The organism is Streptomyces sp. NPDC002623 (assembly GCF_053592635.1).
Map to the genome: position 1 here is coordinate 446,742 of NZ_JBSFWB010000002.1, position 16,014 is coordinate 462,755.

General features: G+C 71.5%; 12 protein-coding genes. 6 read left to right on the forward strand and 6 right to left on the reverse strand.

Annotated features, from left to right (window positions below; translation table 11 throughout):
- Positions 1 to 31: 31 nt before the first annotated feature.
- Complete coding sequence (locus tag ACWD4O_RS04730; protein WP_451277395.1) at positions 32 to 2,092, reverse strand: restriction endonuclease; 2,061 nt, start codon at positions 2,090 to 2,092, stop codon at positions 32 to 34.
- 212 nt (positions 2,093 to 2,304) lie between these two features.
- Here ACWD4O_RS04730 and ACWD4O_RS04735 point away from each other — a divergent pair, with 212 nt between their 5' ends.
- The 5 genes from ACWD4O_RS04735 (at position 2,305) to ACWD4O_RS04755 (ending at position 7,157) form a co-directional block, all read left to right on the forward strand.
- Positions 2,305 to 3,441, forward strand: a complete 1,137-nt coding sequence (locus ACWD4O_RS04735; protein WP_451277397.1) for a serine hydrolase domain-containing protein — start codon at positions 2,305 to 2,307, stop codon at positions 3,439 to 3,441.
- Positions 3,442 to 3,592: 151 nt separating this feature from the next.
- The gene (locus ACWD4O_RS04740; protein ID WP_451277399.1) at positions 3,593 to 4,621 is read left to right on the forward strand and encodes an ABC transporter substrate-binding protein; all 1,029 of its coding nucleotides are present in this window, start codon (positions 3,593 to 3,595) and stop codon (positions 4,619 to 4,621) included.
- Between the two features lie 18 nt (positions 4,622 to 4,639).
- On the forward strand, positions 4,640 to 5,626 hold the full coding sequence (locus ACWD4O_RS04745; RefSeq protein ID WP_451277401.1) for a FecCD family ABC transporter permease: 987 nt from the start codon (positions 4,640 to 4,642) through the stop codon (positions 5,624 to 5,626).
- Positions 5,627 to 5,658: 32 nt separating this feature from the next.
- Positions 5,659 to 6,735, forward strand: a complete 1,077-nt coding sequence (locus tag ACWD4O_RS04750; RefSeq protein WP_451277741.1) for a FecCD family ABC transporter permease — start codon at positions 5,659 to 5,661, stop codon at positions 6,733 to 6,735.
- Between the two features lie 5 nt (positions 6,736 to 6,740).
- Positions 6,741 to 7,157, forward strand: coding sequence for a hypothetical protein (locus tag ACWD4O_RS04755; protein WP_451277403.1), 417 nt, complete (start codon positions 6,741 to 6,743; stop codon positions 7,155 to 7,157).
- 72 nt (positions 7,158 to 7,229) lie between these two features.
- On the opposite strand, the gene ACWD4O_RS04760 is transcribed toward ACWD4O_RS04755, so the two are convergent.
- Positions 7,230 to 8,270 (reverse strand): NAD(P)-dependent alcohol dehydrogenase, encoded by a 1,041-nt coding sequence (locus ACWD4O_RS04760; protein WP_451277405.1) that lies wholly within the window; start codon positions 8,268 to 8,270, stop codon positions 7,230 to 7,232.
- A 173-nt stretch (positions 8,271 to 8,443) separates the two neighbouring features.
- On the opposite strand from ACWD4O_RS04760, the gene ACWD4O_RS04765 reads away from it, so the two are divergent.
- A complete protein-coding gene (locus ACWD4O_RS04765) occupies positions 8,444 to 9,349 on the forward strand; it encodes a helix-turn-helix domain-containing protein (protein ID WP_451277407.1) in 906 nt (301 codons plus the stop codon).
- A gap of 28 nt (positions 9,350 to 9,377) precedes the next feature.
- Here the strand turns inward: ACWD4O_RS04765 and ACWD4O_RS04770 are convergent, their stop codons facing one another.
- From ACWD4O_RS04770 to ACWD4O_RS04785, 4 genes are all read right to left on the reverse strand, one after another.
- On the reverse strand, positions 9,378 to 10,172 hold the full coding sequence (locus ACWD4O_RS04770) for a globin domain-containing protein (RefSeq protein WP_451277409.1): 795 nt from the start codon (positions 10,170 to 10,172) through the stop codon (positions 9,378 to 9,380).
- Between the two features lie 79 nt (positions 10,173 to 10,251).
- Entirely contained in the window at positions 10,252 to 13,596 is a 3,345-nt protein-coding gene (locus tag ACWD4O_RS04775) for a S8 family serine peptidase (protein ID WP_451277411.1), read from the reverse strand.
- Between the two features lie 91 nt (positions 13,597 to 13,687).
- Positions 13,688 to 14,374, reverse strand: coding sequence for an ABC transporter ATP-binding protein (locus ACWD4O_RS04780; RefSeq protein ID WP_351910168.1), 687 nt, complete (start codon positions 14,372 to 14,374; stop codon positions 13,688 to 13,690).
- A 40-nt stretch (positions 14,375 to 14,414) separates the two neighbouring features.
- Positions 14,415 to 15,902, reverse strand: a complete 1,488-nt coding sequence (locus tag ACWD4O_RS04785) for an ABC transporter permease (RefSeq protein WP_451277414.1) — start codon at positions 15,900 to 15,902, stop codon at positions 14,415 to 14,417.
- Positions 15,903 to 16,014: the final 112 nt, after the last annotated feature.

The following is a 16,014-nucleotide window of genomic DNA, read 5'->3' on the forward strand; positions in this document are numbered from 1 at the left end:
CACAGCTGCGGCCGACGGACTCCGGCCGGCGCTACTCCACCTCGATGCCGAAATCCTGAACGAGGTCCTCCAGGCCGCCCGGGTAGCCCTTGCCGCCCAGGACGAAGTCCCAGTCCCCGTTCGGCCTCCGGCGGAAGGAGCCGAGCACCAAGGCGGTCTCGCCCGGTCGGCCGTCGGAGACTTCGAGCCGGCCCAGCTCGGCGAGGGCCGGATCGAGCAGGCGGATGCAGGCGTCCGTGAAACCGGAGAGGTCGGCGTCCGGGTCGACCTCTGGGTCGATGGCCGCCACGAGGACGAACCGGTCCGCCTCTTCGGGCAGTCCGTCGAAGGAGACACAGATCGCGGCCTTGTCAGGCGCGGTGGCGGGAAGGGCACGCACTGAGCCGTCCGGCGTCTGCGGGTTGTTGAAGAAGACGAAGTGATCGTCGCTGAGGACGCGGTTGCCACGGCAGACGAGAGCGCACACGTCCAAGGCGACGCTTCCGGTCCACGACATGCCCAGGACGTTGTAGTCGTCGGGCAGCCGGGTGCTCGGCACGGAGGGCGTCGGCCGGGCCGGGACTTGGCGTCCTGCGTCGCCCAACCGCCCGCGCAGTCCATGGCGATGCAGCAGGTCGACGAGTTCAGGGCCCGAGATGAGTTCCAGTGGCTTGCCGTTGGCGAAGGTGTGCGAGCCGGGGCCGAAGCCTGATGTCGTCACGAGGACGCCCTTGTTGGCGCCGGCGTCCTGAACGGTTCCGTACAAGTCGCGCACGGCGGTGGGCGGCACCGTGTTGCGGTAGCGCTTCACCTGCACGACGATCGTGCCGCCTCGGATCGGCGTCGGATCCAGCGCGTCGACGTCCACCCCGCCGTCGTTGGAGCGCTGGGTGGTCACCGCCTGCATCCCCATGGCACGGAAGAGATCGGCGACGAGATTCTCGAAGGCGATCGGGTCCATGGCGTACAGGTCCGGTTCCTCGTCGCTGCCGTGGGCGACGACGCGGTTCCCGACATCCTGCGGCCGCCTGCTCGGCCGCACGGGTGTGAGTTGGTCCGGCCGAGCCGAGAGCTGCCCGCGCAGCGCGTCGGCCAGGCAACTGCCTGCGTCGACCTGTGCCAGGTGCAGGTCACGGAACGAAGAGCGCGAGGCCATGACGGTGGCGAGGAACATCTGGCCCGGTCGGCCCGTCGTGGGGTCATGCCCGTCGACGAAGCCGTTCAATGTCACCGACTCGAGCGCACCCAGCTCATCTGCGCCGAACAGCTCGTGCAGGACAAGCAGCATGCACTGGGCCAGAACCTCCCGGTAGAGAGCGCGGCGCCGGCCCACGGGGCGGGGAGTCTCCTTGTCCTGGTCGACCCCGTGCATGTACCGGACGGCCTTGGCCTCCGGCACGATGCCGTAGGCGGGCAACTCCCAGTCCAGCACCAGCTGCCGTGCCGCCGGGTCGTAGGCGGCCGCCACCTGACGTGGGAAACCCTCCGGCCATGCCGTCGAGGCGTAGAGGGCGGCGGAGAAGTACTCGATCACGGAATCGGGGTCCTGGCGCCGCACGCCTTCGGTTATCGCCACGACGCCGGCGTTGTGCCGTCGTACCTCAGCGAGCTGAGCGTCGACCCACTGCTGGTACTCCCGCTGGTACGACGCCAGTTGTCGCTGTCGCTGGGCCTCCGCGGCCTGGGCGGCCTGCCAGTCGTGCTCGAAGCGCGCTCGTGCTTCGGACTGCGCCTGGGCCCTGCGGCCGGCGGTCCAGCCGCTCTGGGGCTGGTAGTGGCTGAAATCGGGCATGGGCACCGGCTGCGCCAACGGTCCTGGAGCGAAGGGCTGGACTTCCTCGGGTCGCATGAGCGAGGCGGCCCTGAAGGCCGGAGCCCGGCAACCCGAGGCAAGCAGGCCTTGCAGCGACGCCACCTGCGCGTCCAGTTCCTCCGTGCGCCGTAGCGCCTCTGCCTGCCGGTACTCGCGGTGGCTCTGGGCGGCTCGCCGCTGGTAGGCCCGCGTTTCCTGTTCGTGCTGTCGCCGCCGTCTGGCTTCGGCTTCCAGCTGGCGTTGCTGCTGCCGCTGCATCTCGGCCCAGACGCCGACGAAACCAGTAGAGCGACGACTCATGTGCGGCAGGTCCTCCCCCGGACGGGGGCAGCCGAAGGCGCGACGCTTTGGTTGTCCCCGCAACCAGCTGTAACGAGACGACTCTATCCAGCAATCACCGTCTCGCATATCCACTCGTCGGAAGTAGCCCGTTCGGGATATCCCCGCAGGTCAAGTGACCGGAGGGTAAATGCGGTTGCCGTGGGCGGCCCGACGCAGGCTAGATGGCAGACATGGCAGACATGGCTGACACGGCTCACCCGGCTGACATTCAGGGCTCGTACGACGAACTCTTCACCGCGGTGCCCACCGCCCTCGCCGCACTGCTGGACGGCGGGGACGCCGGCGGCTCGGTGGCCGTCTTCGTGGACGGCGAGCCGGTGGTGGACGTCTGGGGCGGATTCGCCGACGCGGAGCGCACGGTCCCGTGGCAGCGGGACACCATCGTCAACGTCTTCTCCGTCACCAAGACGATGACGGCCCTGTGCGCGCTGGTGCTGGCCGACCGTGGGGAGCTCGATCCGGACGCGCCGGTCGCCCGGTACTGGCCGGAGTTCGCCGCGGCGGGCAAGGAGGGGGTGCTGGTACGGCATCTGCTCTCGCACACCGCGGGCCTGCCCGACTGGGAGGGGCCGGTGGCGGAGGTCTACGACTGGTCCGCCGCGACGGCACGACTGGCCGCGACGGCGCCGCAGTGGGAGCCGGGCACCGCGGTCGGGTATCACTCGCTCACCCAGGGGTTCCTCGTGGGCGAGGTGGTGCGCCGGATCACCGGCCGGAGCCCCGGGGAGTTCTTCGCCGACGAGATCGCCGGACCGCTGGGCGCGGACTTCCGGATGGGGTTGCCGGCCGAGCACGACCACCGGGTGGCGGCGACGATCCCGCCGCCGTCCCACGACGAGGACTACGCCGCGAGCGCGCCCGGCGCCGCCGCCCCGGCCGCCGGAACCGTGCTGCGGGTCCGCGACGGCAACAGCGTGGCCTGGCGCCGGGCGCAGATCCCCGCGGCGAGCGGATTCGGCAATGCCCGCTCGGTGGCCCTCGTCCAGTCGGTGATGGCCTGCGGAGGTTCGGTGCGCGGGGTGCGGCTGCTGTCGCGGGCGGGTTGTGAGCGCGCGTGGGAGGAGCAGTTCAGCGGCGAGGACCGCGTCCTGGGCATGCCGGTCAGCTGGGGCCTGGGCTACGGGCGCTTCGGCAGCACCTACGGGTGGGGCGGCTGGGGCGGCGCGCTGGTCGTGATCGACCCCGAGACGCGGATGACGGTCGCGTACGCGACGAACCAGATGCGCGAACCCGCTGCCGACCAGCGGGGAATGGAGATGGTGATGGCCGCGTACGACGGTCTCAAGGGTCTCCAGGCGGACGGCTGAGGGTGCGTTCGAGGGGTCGGGCCTCGGTCGCCCGACCCCGACCCGACCCCGACCCCCGTCATCACCGCAGTCCGGCACCGGTTAAGGTAAGGCTCGCCTTAGTGGATGACCGGAAGCAGTGGTTGTGCGTACGTTGAAGTGGAAAGTCTCCGTGGTCTCCGTCGTGGTCGGAGGGCTGCTGGCCGGCTGTTCGTCCGCATCCGACAACGATGCCAAGTCCTCCGGCGCGAAGGCCGACGGCGAGAAGAACCTCGTCGCCGGGGCCTCCGAAGGACCCTCCGCCGCTCCGAGCGCCCTCGCCGACGGCATGGGCGCGGACACCGACGCGGACGGAACGTTCCCGCGCACGGTCAAGCACTTCCAGGGCAGCACGACCGTCAAGACGGAGCCGAAGAAGATCGCCGTGCTCAGCACGGGACAGCTCGACGACCTGCTCAGCCTCGGCGTCGTCCCGACCGCCTCGACCCGTGCCGACAACGCCGGTCTCGTCCCGGACTATCTGACGGACGCCTTCCCGCAAGTCAAGGCGAAGCTCGCCGCGATGACCGACGCGGGCACCCGTCAGGCCCCCAACCTGGAGTCCCTGGCGGCCGCGAAGCCGGACCTGATCCTGGTCAACGACTCCCTCGGCGACCTCTACCCCAAGCTGTCGAAGATCGCGCCGACCGTCGTCACGGCCGGGCAGGGCATCAACTGGAAGCGGGACCTGCTGCTCGTCGGCGAGGCGATCGGCAAGGGACAGGCCGCGCAGAAGCTGCTCGACGGCATCGTCGGCGACGCCCGGACGAAGGGCGACGCGGTCGAGGGCGACCCGACCGTGTCCATGCTGCGGTTCACCCCGGACCGCACGCGCATGTTCGGCGTGTCGTCCTTCACCGGGTCGATCGCCGTGGACATGGGGCTCTCCCGCCCCAAGTCGCAGCAGTTCAACGCCATTTCGCAGGACATCAGCGCCGAGAAGATCGACACGGCGGACGGTGACTGGATCTTCTACTCGGTCCAGGGCGACGCGAGCAAGACGGACGCCGCGAGCATCGTCGCCGGGCCGCTGTGGAAGGGGATGGGCGCGGTGAAGTCCGGGCAGGCCGTCAAGGTCGACGACGACCCCTGGTACCTGAACGCGGGTCCGACGGCCGCGCGTCTGGTCGTCACCGAGCTTGCCGACCGCCTGACCAAGTGAAAGCCCAGTGAGCCCCGAGTGAAACACCTCGCCTGGCCGGCGGCCGCCCTGCTGGTGGCCGTCGCGGCCGTGCTCAGCCTCGCCGTCGGCGCCCGGGCCGTGCCGCCGTCCGCCGTGCTCGACGCCCTGCTGGACGGCGGGAGCTCACCGGACGCCCTCGTCGTGCGGTCGCTGCGGCTGCCGCGGACCGAGATCGGGCTGACGGCGGGGGCCGCGCTCGGTCTCGCGGGGGCGGCCCTGCAGGCGGTCACCCGCAATCCGCTCGCCGATCCCGGCATCCTCGGCCTCAGTCAGGGCGCCGCGGCCGGGGTCGTCCTCGCCATCTCCCTCGGCCTCGCGAACGGCTTCTCGGGGTACGTCTGGTACGCCTTCGTCGGCGCCGTCGGCGCCGCGTGTCTGGTGTACGGGATCGCCGTCCGGGGCCGGGGCGGGGCCTCGCCCGTGAAGCTGGCGCTGGCCGGCACCGCCCTGTCCGCGATGACCGCGGGCGGCACGACCGTCGTCCTGACGTCGAGTTCGGCGACCCTCGACCAGTTCCGGTTCTGGCAGGTGGGCGCGCTGAGCGGACGCGACGCCGACACCGTCGTACGGATGCTGCCGTTCCTCGGGGCGGGCGCGCTGCTGGTGCTGGCGTGCGCGCGGGGGCTGGACGCGCTGGCCCTCGGTGACGAGACGGCCCGGGCGCTGGGGCACCGGGTGCACACGGTACGGGTGTGCGCGGCGCTCGGGGCGACCCTGCTGACCGCGTCCGCGGTGGCCGCCGCGGGGCCGATCGCCTTCGTGGGCCTGGCCGTTCCCCACCTCGCCCGCCGGGTCACGCGGGGCGCCGCGCATCGGCTGGTGCTGCCGCTGTCGGCACTGCTGGGCGCCGCGCTGCTGCTGCTCGCGGATGTGGCCGGGCGGGTGGTACGGGCTCCCGCGGAGGTACCGGCCGGGGTGATGACGGCGCTGGTGGGGGTGCCGGTGCTGGTGGTGCTGGTGCGGCGGAAGGGAGTGGCGACGTGAGCCCACAGAAGGACGTCACGGTCACCCGCCCCGTGAGCCCACAGAAGGACATCACGGTCGCTCGCCCCAGGGACGTCGCGGTCCTGCGCCCCCACCCCCGGATCTCGGTCCTCCTCCACCGCCGGGCCGCCTGCGCCGCCACCGCACTTCTGCTGCTCCTCGCCTGCGTCATGCTCGCCTCCGCCTGTTTCGGGCAGACCTACGTCCCGCCGGACGAGGTCTACCGCACCCTGCGCGGCGAAGCCGGCCCCCACGACCTGATCGTGGGCGAGCTGCGGGTCCCCCGTATCGCCCTCGGCGCCCTCGTCGGCGCCGCCCTCGGGCTGTCCGGGGCGCTCGTGCAGACGGTCACCCGCAACCCGCTGGCCAGCCCGGATGTGATCGGTGTGGGCCATGGCGCGGCCGCCGCGACCGTCCTCGCCCTCGCCACCGGCGCCGTCTCCTCGCCCGGTGCGATGCCGGCCGTGTCCGTCGTGGGCGGTCTCGCGGCCGCGGCCCTCGTCTACGCCCTCGCCTGGCGCCGTGGGATGCAGCCGAGCCGCTTCGTGCTCACCGGCGTCGGCATCGGCGTCGCCCTCTCCGCGATCGTCCAGCTCTACCTCGCCGACAGCGAGCTGGAGGCGGCCGAGCAGGTCAAGCTCTGGCTCACCGGCAGCCTCAACGGCCGCGGCTGGGAGCAGGCGGGGCCGCTCGCCGCCGTCCTGCTGCTCTCGCTGCCCGCGCTGGTGTGGGCGAGCCGGGCCGTCCGTCCGCTCGGCTTCGACACGGACACTGCGGCCGCGCTCGGCGTTCGGGTGGACCGGGCGCGGCTCGGTCTGACGGTCCTCGGCGTCGTCCTCGCGGCGACCGCCACGGGCGCGGCGGGCCCGATCGGCTTCGTCGCGCTCACCGCGCCCCAACTGGCCCGCCGCCTCACCCGTACGCCCCAACTCCCGTTGGTGACGAGCGCGTTGACGGGTTCGGTCGTCCTGGTCGGCGCGGACCTGGCCGCCCGGATGCTGCTGCCGCCGCTGGAGATCCCGGTCGGCGCGCTGACCGCGCTGGTCGGCGGGCCGTATCTGCTGTGGCTGCTGGGACGGGAACCGAGGGGTGCTCGACGGCCCTCTTGAGGGGCATGGGTACCGACACGCTCACGGACGTCACCGCCGACGCGACCGCCTCCGCCACCGACGGCAGGAGGAGCGAGGGGTGGGGGATCGCGTACGCGTCCGTCGCCCTGCTCGTCCTCGGTGTGTTCGCGGCGTACGGGTTCAGCGTGGCCGAGAACGCGCGCGCCGAGGCCGAGTCGGCCGCCTGCCACGTCATGGCGAGCACCTGGCCGATGTACGCGACCGCCTACGCCGGACTCCTCGCGACCCTCGCCGCCGCGGCGCTGGCGGGGCGGCGGCTGCTGCAGCCGCTGCGCCCGCGCGGGCCGGTGCAGATGGCGGGGATGGCGCTGCCGGCGGCGCTGCTGCTCCTCGTCCTCCAGGGTGTGATCGTCTGGACGCTGTACCAGCCGGCGGGCGGGCCGGTCGACTGCCTGGGCTGAGCCCGTGCGCCGCCTCGCGACGAGGCCGGGCCCCCGGCGCGCACGCCGAGGGCCCGGGAATCCAGGTGGTGGTCAGATCGTCGACGTGTCGATCACGAACCGGTAGCGGACGTCGCTGGCGAGCACCCGCTCGTACGCCTCGTTGATCTCGTCGGCGCGGATCAGCTCGATCTCCGCGCCGAACCCGTGCGCGGCGCAGAAGTCCAGCATCTCCTGGGTCTCGGCGATACCGCCGATCATGGAGCCGGCGAGGGTCTTGCGGCCACCGATCACGGAGAAGAGGTTGAGGGAGATCGGCTCCTCGGGGGCGCCGACGTTCACCAGGGCGCCGTCCCGCTTGAGCAGGGAGAGGTACGCGCTGAACTCGAGCGGGGCCGAGACCGTGGAGACGATCAGGTCGAAGGTGCCGGCCAGCTCCTTGAAGGTCTTCGGGTCGCTGGTGGCGTAGTAGTGGTCGGCGCCCAGCTTGAGGCCGTCCTCCTGCTTGCGCAGCGACTGGGAGAGGACGGTGACCTCGGCGCCGAGCGCGTGGGCGATCTTGACGCCCATGTGGCCGAGGCCGCCCAGACCGACGATCGCGACCTTCTTGCCGGGGCCGGCGTTCCAGTGCTTGAGCGGGGAGTACAGGGTGATGCCGGCGCAGAGCAGCGGCGCGGCCTCGTCGAGGGCGATGCCCTCGGGGATGCCGACGACGAAGTTCTCGTCGACGACGACCTTCTCGGCGTAGCCGCCGTAGGTGGGCTCGCCGTCCTTGCCGACCGCGTTGTAGGTGCCGACGTTGCCGCCGGTGCAGTACTGCTCCTCACCGGCCTTGCAGCTCTCGCACTCCCGGCAGGAGTCGACGAGACAGCCGACGCCCACCCGGTCGCCGACCCGGAACCTGGTGACGCCGGGGCCGACCTCGGAGACGATGCCCGCGATCTCGTGACCGGGGACCATCGGGAAGATCGCCTCGCCCCAGCCCTCGCGGGCCTGGTGGATGTCGGAGTGGCAGATGCCGGCGAACTTGATGTCGATCAGGACGTCGAACTCACGCACCGCGCGGCGTTCGATCGTCGTGCGCTCCAGCGGAGCCTTGGCGGCGGGTACGGCGTACGCGGCAACAGTGGTCATGCCGGGTTCTCCTAGCGGGGGGTTCGTCGTCCCGGCCTGCCTTCCGGCCGGGTACGGCGTCCAGCCTGCCCCAGCCCAGGGGATTCACCCAGGTCACGCTTCTGCGTACGTCCGCTGTGCCTACCACTGGCGGGGTCAGGCTGCTGTACGTACGACCGGGAATACTGGACGGCATGGACGATCGCCCCGAACCCGCCGGCGCCTCCCTGGACCGGCGCGCCGAGCTCAGCGAGTTCCTGCGCACCAGGCGGGCCCGGCTGAAGCCCGAGGACGTGGGCCTGCCCGACTTCGGACGGCACCGCAGGGTGCCGGGGCTGCGGCGCGAGGAGCTGGCGCAGCTCGCCGGGGTGTCGGTGGCGTACTACACGCGCCTGGAGCAGGGCAACGGGCGGAACGTGTCGGCGGAGGTGCTGGACTCCATCGCCCGCGCGCTGCGGCTGACGGACGCCGAGCACGCGCATCTCACCCACCTGGCGAAGCCGAAGCACAAGAAGAAGCAGACGGCCCGGCCCCAGCAGGTGCGGCCGGCGCTGCGGCAGCTGCTGGACACGATGGACTCGGTGCCCGCGTACGTCGGCGGGCGGCGCACGGAGATCCTGGCGTGGAACCGGATGGCGGCGGCGGTCTTCGGCGACTGGGCGGAGCTGCCGCCGGCGGAGCGCAACTGGGCGCGGCTGGTGTTCCTGCGCCCCGACTACCGGGACCTCTTCGTGGACTGGGAGCAGAAGGCGATCGACATCGTGTGCCACCTGCGCATGGACGCCGGCTGCTATCCGGACGACCCGCGGCTTTCGGCGCTGGTGGGCGAGTTGTCGGTGAAGAGCGAGGACTTCCGACGGCTGTGGGCGACCCATGACGTCAAGGAGAAGAGCCACGGGGTGAAGCGCCTGCGGCATCCCCTGGTCGGCGAACTCTTTCTGAACTTCGAGGGGTTCAAGCTGGCGGACGACGGTGACCAGTCGCTGGTGACCTACCACGCGGAGCCGGGCTCGCCCTCGGCGGAGGCGTTGCGGCTGCTGGCCAGCTGGGGCGCGGACGCGCGGCGGGCGGGCGCGGAGTCCCCGACCCCGTCCGCCTGACCGGGTCCCCGCGCCGCCGCCCGACGGGCTAGCCCTGGTACGGCGGGGCCGCGCCCCAGCCCCACTTCGGCACCGGCTGCTCGGCCGGGGGCTTGGCCTCGGGGCCGGAGAAGTGGACGGCGAGCCGGGTGCCCCACTCCACGTAGGCGAGGAACGCGGACCGGAACTCGGCGTCGGTCGGCAGACCGGCCTCGTCGGCGGCGTCCTGGATCAGGTTCACCCAGCGGCGGCGCTGCGGCTCGGTGATGTCCCGGCCGAAGTGCTTGGCGACCATGTGACTGTGGCCGCCCTGGGTCGCCGAATAGCTGTCCGGTCCGCCGAAGACCTCCGCGAGCCAGAGGGCGACGTGCTCGGCGTGCTCGGGAGCGAGACCGGCGAAGACCGGCGCGAGGAGGTCGTCCTGGAGCACCTTCGTGTAGAAGGCCTCCGTCAGCCGGGCGAAGGCCTCCGCGCCGCCCGCCCACGCGTACAGCGTGGGCACGGCGGAGCCCGTCCCGCGCACCGACGTGGCCTTGTAGTGGCGCATCTCGTCGATGTCCCCGATGTACGGGCGGATCTCCGCGAGGAAGGGCGGGAACAGCTCCGAGGTCCGGAAGCCCTTGAGGTGGTCCTCGGTCGAGGTCCAGGTGATCCGCAGGATGAAGTGCTCGAAGTCCTCTTCGCAGCGGGCGAGTTCGTAGTCGACGCAGTGCGGCGAGGCCGCGAGCCGACGCGCGGCCCGGGTGTACGCGGCGAGGAACTCCGCCGACCTCTCGTCAGGGATGCGATAGCGGATGTACTCGACTGTGGTGGATGGGGTGGGTGTGGTCTCAGATCCCGTCATGGGGTCACGCAAGCACGAACCGCCCGCCGGAGGCTTCCCTTCCGGCGGGCGTTCGCTCAGCGCTCAGCGAACCGGTCGCCTACCTGCCGTAGTACGCGTCGTACACCGCCACCGAAGCCGTGTTCCCCTTCCGGTCGGCGACCTCCGCGCGGAAGGAGATCGACCGGCCGACCGCCGGGTTCAGCACCGTGATGCGGCCGGCGACCACCGGGGTCTTCAGCCAGGTCGTGCCGTGGTCGTACGACACCCACACCGCCAGGGAGCGCAGGTTCGTGCCCCTGGCCGCGCCCTCCACCGTGATCGGCACCAAGGCCTTGCGGCCCGCCTCGACACGGCTGTCCGGGTCCGTCACCGCGCCGAAGCGGACCGTCGAGGCGGGGAGGACGGCCACCTCGTCGCCCGTCGGGCGCTTCGAGCGGAAGGTCCAGCTCGCCGTCACCGAGCTCGTCGCCGTCGCCACCGCCGCGCTTCGGCGCACCGACGTCGTCAGGGTGTAGCGCGCGTCTCCCGCCGGCACCTTGAACGACTCGTCCCCGAACAGGGGGTCCTTGTTCGTGCCGAGCTTTGCGCCGTTGCGGTAGAGGGTGGTCTCCACCTCCGTGAACGCGGACGAGCCCACATGGCCGGACGAGTCGGCGAACAGGGGGAGGAAGCCGTAGAGGGTGTCGGCCTCGCGGAACAGGCCGTAGTCGGTCTCCAGGTGGGGGCCGATCACCGCCCTGTTGAAGGTGTTCCGGTAGCTGCGGCCCGGCTGCAACGTCCTTGGGTCGCCCTGTGTGTAGTACACCTCGGCGATCGGCAGGCCGTCCTCGTCCTTCGCGTCGCCGTACTGCTCGAAGTCGACGCTCCACCGGATCCGGTCGGAGGTGGACAGATACAGCGTGCGTGTGCCCGGCAGCGGCTGGGCCACCGGCAGGCCCAGGACCAGGTCCTCGGGGAAACTGCCCCAGACCGTGAGGCCGCCCGTCCTGCCGGGCGCCGACGCGCCCAGGGTGTTCTGCGTCCTCGCCAGTTCGGCCGCCCTGAAGTGACGGACCTTCGCGCCCTGGACGGTGGGCGCCTTCGCCGTCGTCGCCACGTCGTACTCCGCCGTTGCGCCCTTCGCCCACTGGCCGCTCCAGGTCTGCGTCAGCCCGGTCGTCCGCGGGCCCAGGTGGGCCATGCGCAGGTCGGCGAAGGAGCCCAGGCTCAGGCCGACGCCGACGCCCGCCGGGGCGTGGAGGTAGGAGATCGTGGCCGAGAGCGACTTCGCCGACGGGTCCGGGACCGTGATGTCGGCCGCCTTCGTCCGCCTCGCGTCGATCGTCACCGTCGTGTCCCGGGTGACGTTCAGCTTCGGCTGGACCAGCCAGTCCACGCCTCCCTCGAAGTCGACCAGGTCGGCGGCGATCCATGCGTCCAGCAGGTATGTGCCCTTGGGCAGGCGCAGGGTCGTCGTGCCGGAGGCCGCCGCCGGGGCCTGGTACACGCGGTCCGTCGCCAGGCCCGTGTAGCCGAGCAGGGCCGTGTCGTAGCCGGGTGCGGGGCCGCCGTCACGGCCGATGTGCTTCAGCGTCACGTCGTACGACTGCACCTCACGCTGCACGGCGGCGGCCGTTCGGACGGACTGGCCCCCGCCCGTCGCCGTCACATACGCCGAGTACGCGCCGTCCAGCGTTCCGCCCAGCCGGGTGTCGACGGTCACGCCCACGGTCGCCGTTCCGGCCGCCGGGACCGTCACCGTCCTCGCGGCCAGTTTGTAGAAACCTGTCGGCGCCGGGCGGCCCTTGGGGTCGGTCGCGGTGACCGTCAGCTTCAGGGTGACGGCCTTCGGCCCCAGGTTGCGGTACGTCAGCTGCTTCGTCAGCGGCCGGTCGTCCTGGTGCGGCCACGGCTGGACGCCGAAGCTCAGCGACACCGGGTCGGCGACGACCGTCTGCCGGATCGCCTGGTCGACGCGGATCCGGCCCGAACCCTGCTCGAACGGCGTGGACCTGGCGCCGCCGCTGCCGCTGCCGGCCTTGGCCGAGCCGACGAGCGCGCCCTTCAGCTCCGCGTACGTCCACCCCGGGTGCTGCTGCTTCAGGATCGCCGCCGCGCCCGCCACATGCGGGGTCGCCATCGACGTACCGGACAGGGTGAGGTGGCCCGCCGGTTTCTCGCCCGCCTCCCGCGCGAGGAAGCTGCCGTGCGCGGAGGCGGCCGTGATGTCCACGCCGGGCGCGGTGACGTCGGGCTTGATCGCGCCGTCGCCGACGCGCGGGCCGGTGCTGGAGAACTCCGCGAGCCGGTCCTTGCCGTCGACCGCGCCGACCGTCAGGGCCGCGTCGGCGGTGCCGGGCGAACCGACCGTCTCCGGACCGGAGTTGCCCGCCGCGATGGTGAAGAGGATGCCCTTCTCGGCGGACAGCTTGTTCACCTCCGCCTCCATCGGGTCGACTCCCGGGGTGTCCGGCCCGCCGAGGCTGAGGTTCACGATGTCGGCGCCCTGCTCGGCCGCCCAGTCCATGCCGGCGATGATCGAGGAGTCCTCGCCCATCCCCTCGTCGTCCAGCACCTTGGCGTTGAGGAGCTTGGCTCCCGGGGCGACGCCCTTGTACTTGCCGGCGGACCTCGCGCCGGTGCCGGCCGCCGTCGACGCCACGTGCGTGCCGTGGCCGAAGCGGTCCTTCGCGTCGGCGGCGGCGGAGAAGTTCCGCTCCGCGACCACCTGGTCCTTCAGGTCGGGATGCGCGGTGTCGATGCCGGTGTCCAGCACCGCTATCCGCACCCCCTTCCCGTCGTAGCCGGCCGCCCACGCCTTGGGGGCGCCGATCTGCGGGACCGACCTGTCGAGGCTCGCCCTGCGCACCCCGTCGAGCCACACGTGCGCGACGCCGGCGGCCGTTTCGTCGCCCTCGGTCACCGCGTCCCACAGCTCGGGGGTGTCCTGCTGCGGGGTCTGCACGGCGTCCGCGTTCAGGGACTTCAGGGTGCGGCGCAGGGTGCCCGCGTCCCGGACGTCGGCCTTGGCGGCCGTGGCGGCGCCCTGGTAGCCGACGATGACCTTCAGCGCCGTGCCGTTCGCCGCCGTGCCGTTCCCGGACGACCTGGCCAGCTCGGCGGTGTCGAACAGCCGGCGGTCCAGCCTGCCCGCCGCGACCAGGACGGCGGCGTCCGCCGGGACGACGAGGGTGTGCCCGGCCCACCTGCGGATCTGCACGGGGATGTGGGAGCGCCCCGCCGCCCGCGACAGACCGACGACCCGCCCACTGCCGTCGACCGTGACCCGGTCGCCGGTGATGAGGGTGAGGTGCTGCCGCTCGACTCCTCTGACATCGGACCCTGTTGTGGACTCAGCTGCGGCCGGGCCGACCGAACCCGCGACCAGCAGCACTACGAAGACGACCGACAACCGGACATGTTTCAGAACATGCTTCTGGACATGCTTCAAGACACGCTTCATGCGCAAACCCCCCGGAACATACAGAAGTATGACGGGGGGTCATCGGACGCCTCAATACGCCAGAAGTACGTCAAACCTGAGGGTTACCACGTCAGGATGAAGCGGCGTTCTCCTTCACCGTGATCTTGCCCTTGCGGATCGTCGCCACGCGAGGGGCCTTCTTCGCGATCGAGGAGTCGTGGGTGACCATGATGAAGGTCAGCCCGTGCTCCTTCCACATGGTGTGCAGCACGTCCATGATCTCGTCGCGCATGCCCTCGTCGAGGTTGCCGGTGGGCTCGTCGGCGAGCAGCACCTTCGGCTGCTTCACCAGCGCGCGGGCGATGGCGACGCGCTGCTGCTGGCCGCCGGACATCTCGGACGGCAGATGTCCGAGGCGTTCTCCCAGGCCCACGGACTTCAGCGCCTCGGCGGCCCGTTCACGGCGTTCCTTGACCTTCACGCCGAGCGGCACGAGGGCCGTCTCCACGTTCTCCTGCGCGTTGAGCGTCGGGATGAGGTTGAAGGACTGGAAGACGAAGCCGATGTTCTCGCTGCGCACCTTCGTCAGCCTGGCCTCGGAGAGCTTCGCCAGGTCGACGCCGTCCAGGACGATCTCGCCCTCGCTGGGCCGGTCGAGCGCGCCGATCATCTGCAGCAGCGTGGACTTGCCGCCGCCGGTGGGGCCCTGGATGACGAGCCGGTCGCCGTCCGGGATGGTCAGGTCGACGCCGTCGAGGGCGTGGACCGTGTCCTTGCCCCGGGTGTAGCGCTTGGTGACGCCTCTGAGTTCGTACATGGGGACAACAACTCCTGGAGCTCGTAGGTGGGTTTGGCTGCTACTCGACGCGGCGCAGCGCGTCCGCCGGACGCAGCCTCGACGCCCGCCAGCCGCCGAACGCCCCCGCGATCAGACCGCCGGCCACGGCGAGACCCACCGCGACGGCCACCGTCGTGACGCTCACCGGAGCGGTCAGCGCGACGTCGAGGGTCTTGGCCGCCGCCTGGCGACCGGGACCGCCGCCGAAGCCGCCGCCCCCGCCGGGACCGCCCTGGCCGCCGCCACCGCCCCCGCCGCCCAACTGGGCCTGCAGCGTGGGGCTGACGGCGGTCACGGCGTACGCGCCCGCCAGGCCGAGGCCGATGCCCAGGGCGCCGCCCAGCAGACCGTTGACCATGGCCTCGCCGACGACCTGCCGGGTGACCCGGCCGGACTTCCAGCCCAGCGCCTTCAGCGTGCCGAACTCGCGGACCCGGCGGGAGACCGCCGAGGAGGTGAGCAGACCGGCGACCAGGAACGCGGCGAGCAGCACCGCGATGGACAGCCACTTGCCGACGTTGGAGGCGAGCGAGGACGCCGTGGAGAGGGAGCCGGAGACGGTGTCCGCGAGGTCGGCGGAGGTCGTCACCGTCGTACCCGAGACGTTCTTCTGGATCGTCGACTTGACGCTGTCGATCTTCTTGGAGTCGGTCGCCTGGACGTAGATCGTGGTGACCTTGTCCTTCGAGTCGCTGAGGGTCTGAGCCTGGGTCAGCGGGATGTAGACGTTGGCGGCGGCGTCGCCGCTGTCGGCCGTGGCGATGCCGATCACCGAGAACTTGGTGCTGCTGATGGTGAGCGTGGAGCCGACCTTGAGGGACTTCTCCTTGGCGTACGCCGAGTCGAGGACCGCGACCTTGCCGCTGGTCTCCGAGGTCTTGAAGGTACGGCCGCCGGTGATCGTCGAGGAGGTCAGCGGGCCGAGCGCGGGCTGGGTGACGTCGGTGCCGTAGACGGAGTAGCTGTTGACGTCGAAGTTGGCGCCGCCGCCCTGCACCTCACCCTGCGGCTGGCCGCCACCGCCGCCGTTGCCGCCGCCCTGCTGGCCGCCGTTGCCGCCGCCGGTGGTGCCGCCGTCCTGCTGCTGGAACTGTCCGCGGGTGAACTGGCCGCTGACCTTGAGGACTTGCAGGCTCAGCCCGCCGACCGCGTCCGAGACGCCGCTCTGCTTGCCGACCTTGGTGACGGTCGCCGTCGACAGGGTCTGGAAGCCCTGCACCATGACGCGGTCGGTGCTCTGCTCCGCGTCGGAGTCCTGGTCCTGCGCGTCGAACTGGAAGCGCGGACGGTCCGAGGCGTTCGCGGTGGGCGTGGCGGCCTTGGTGACCGTCATGTCCGTACCCAGGCCGTACAGGGACTCCAGGACCTTGTCCTGAGCCTTCCCCATGCCGGAGGACACGGAGGTGACCACGATGACCAGCGCGATGCCCAGCGCGAGGCCGGAGGCGACGACGAGGGCCGCTTTTCTGCGGCGGCGCAGCTCGCGCCTCAGGTAGGTGAAGAACATGGCCGAAAGCTAGGTACGGCGCGTGATGACTGGATAAGGCGCAAATAAGAGAAGCATGAGAAGGCTGTCCGAGAACCAGGAACCAGCCCGCACGCACCTGTCAGCAGGGGAC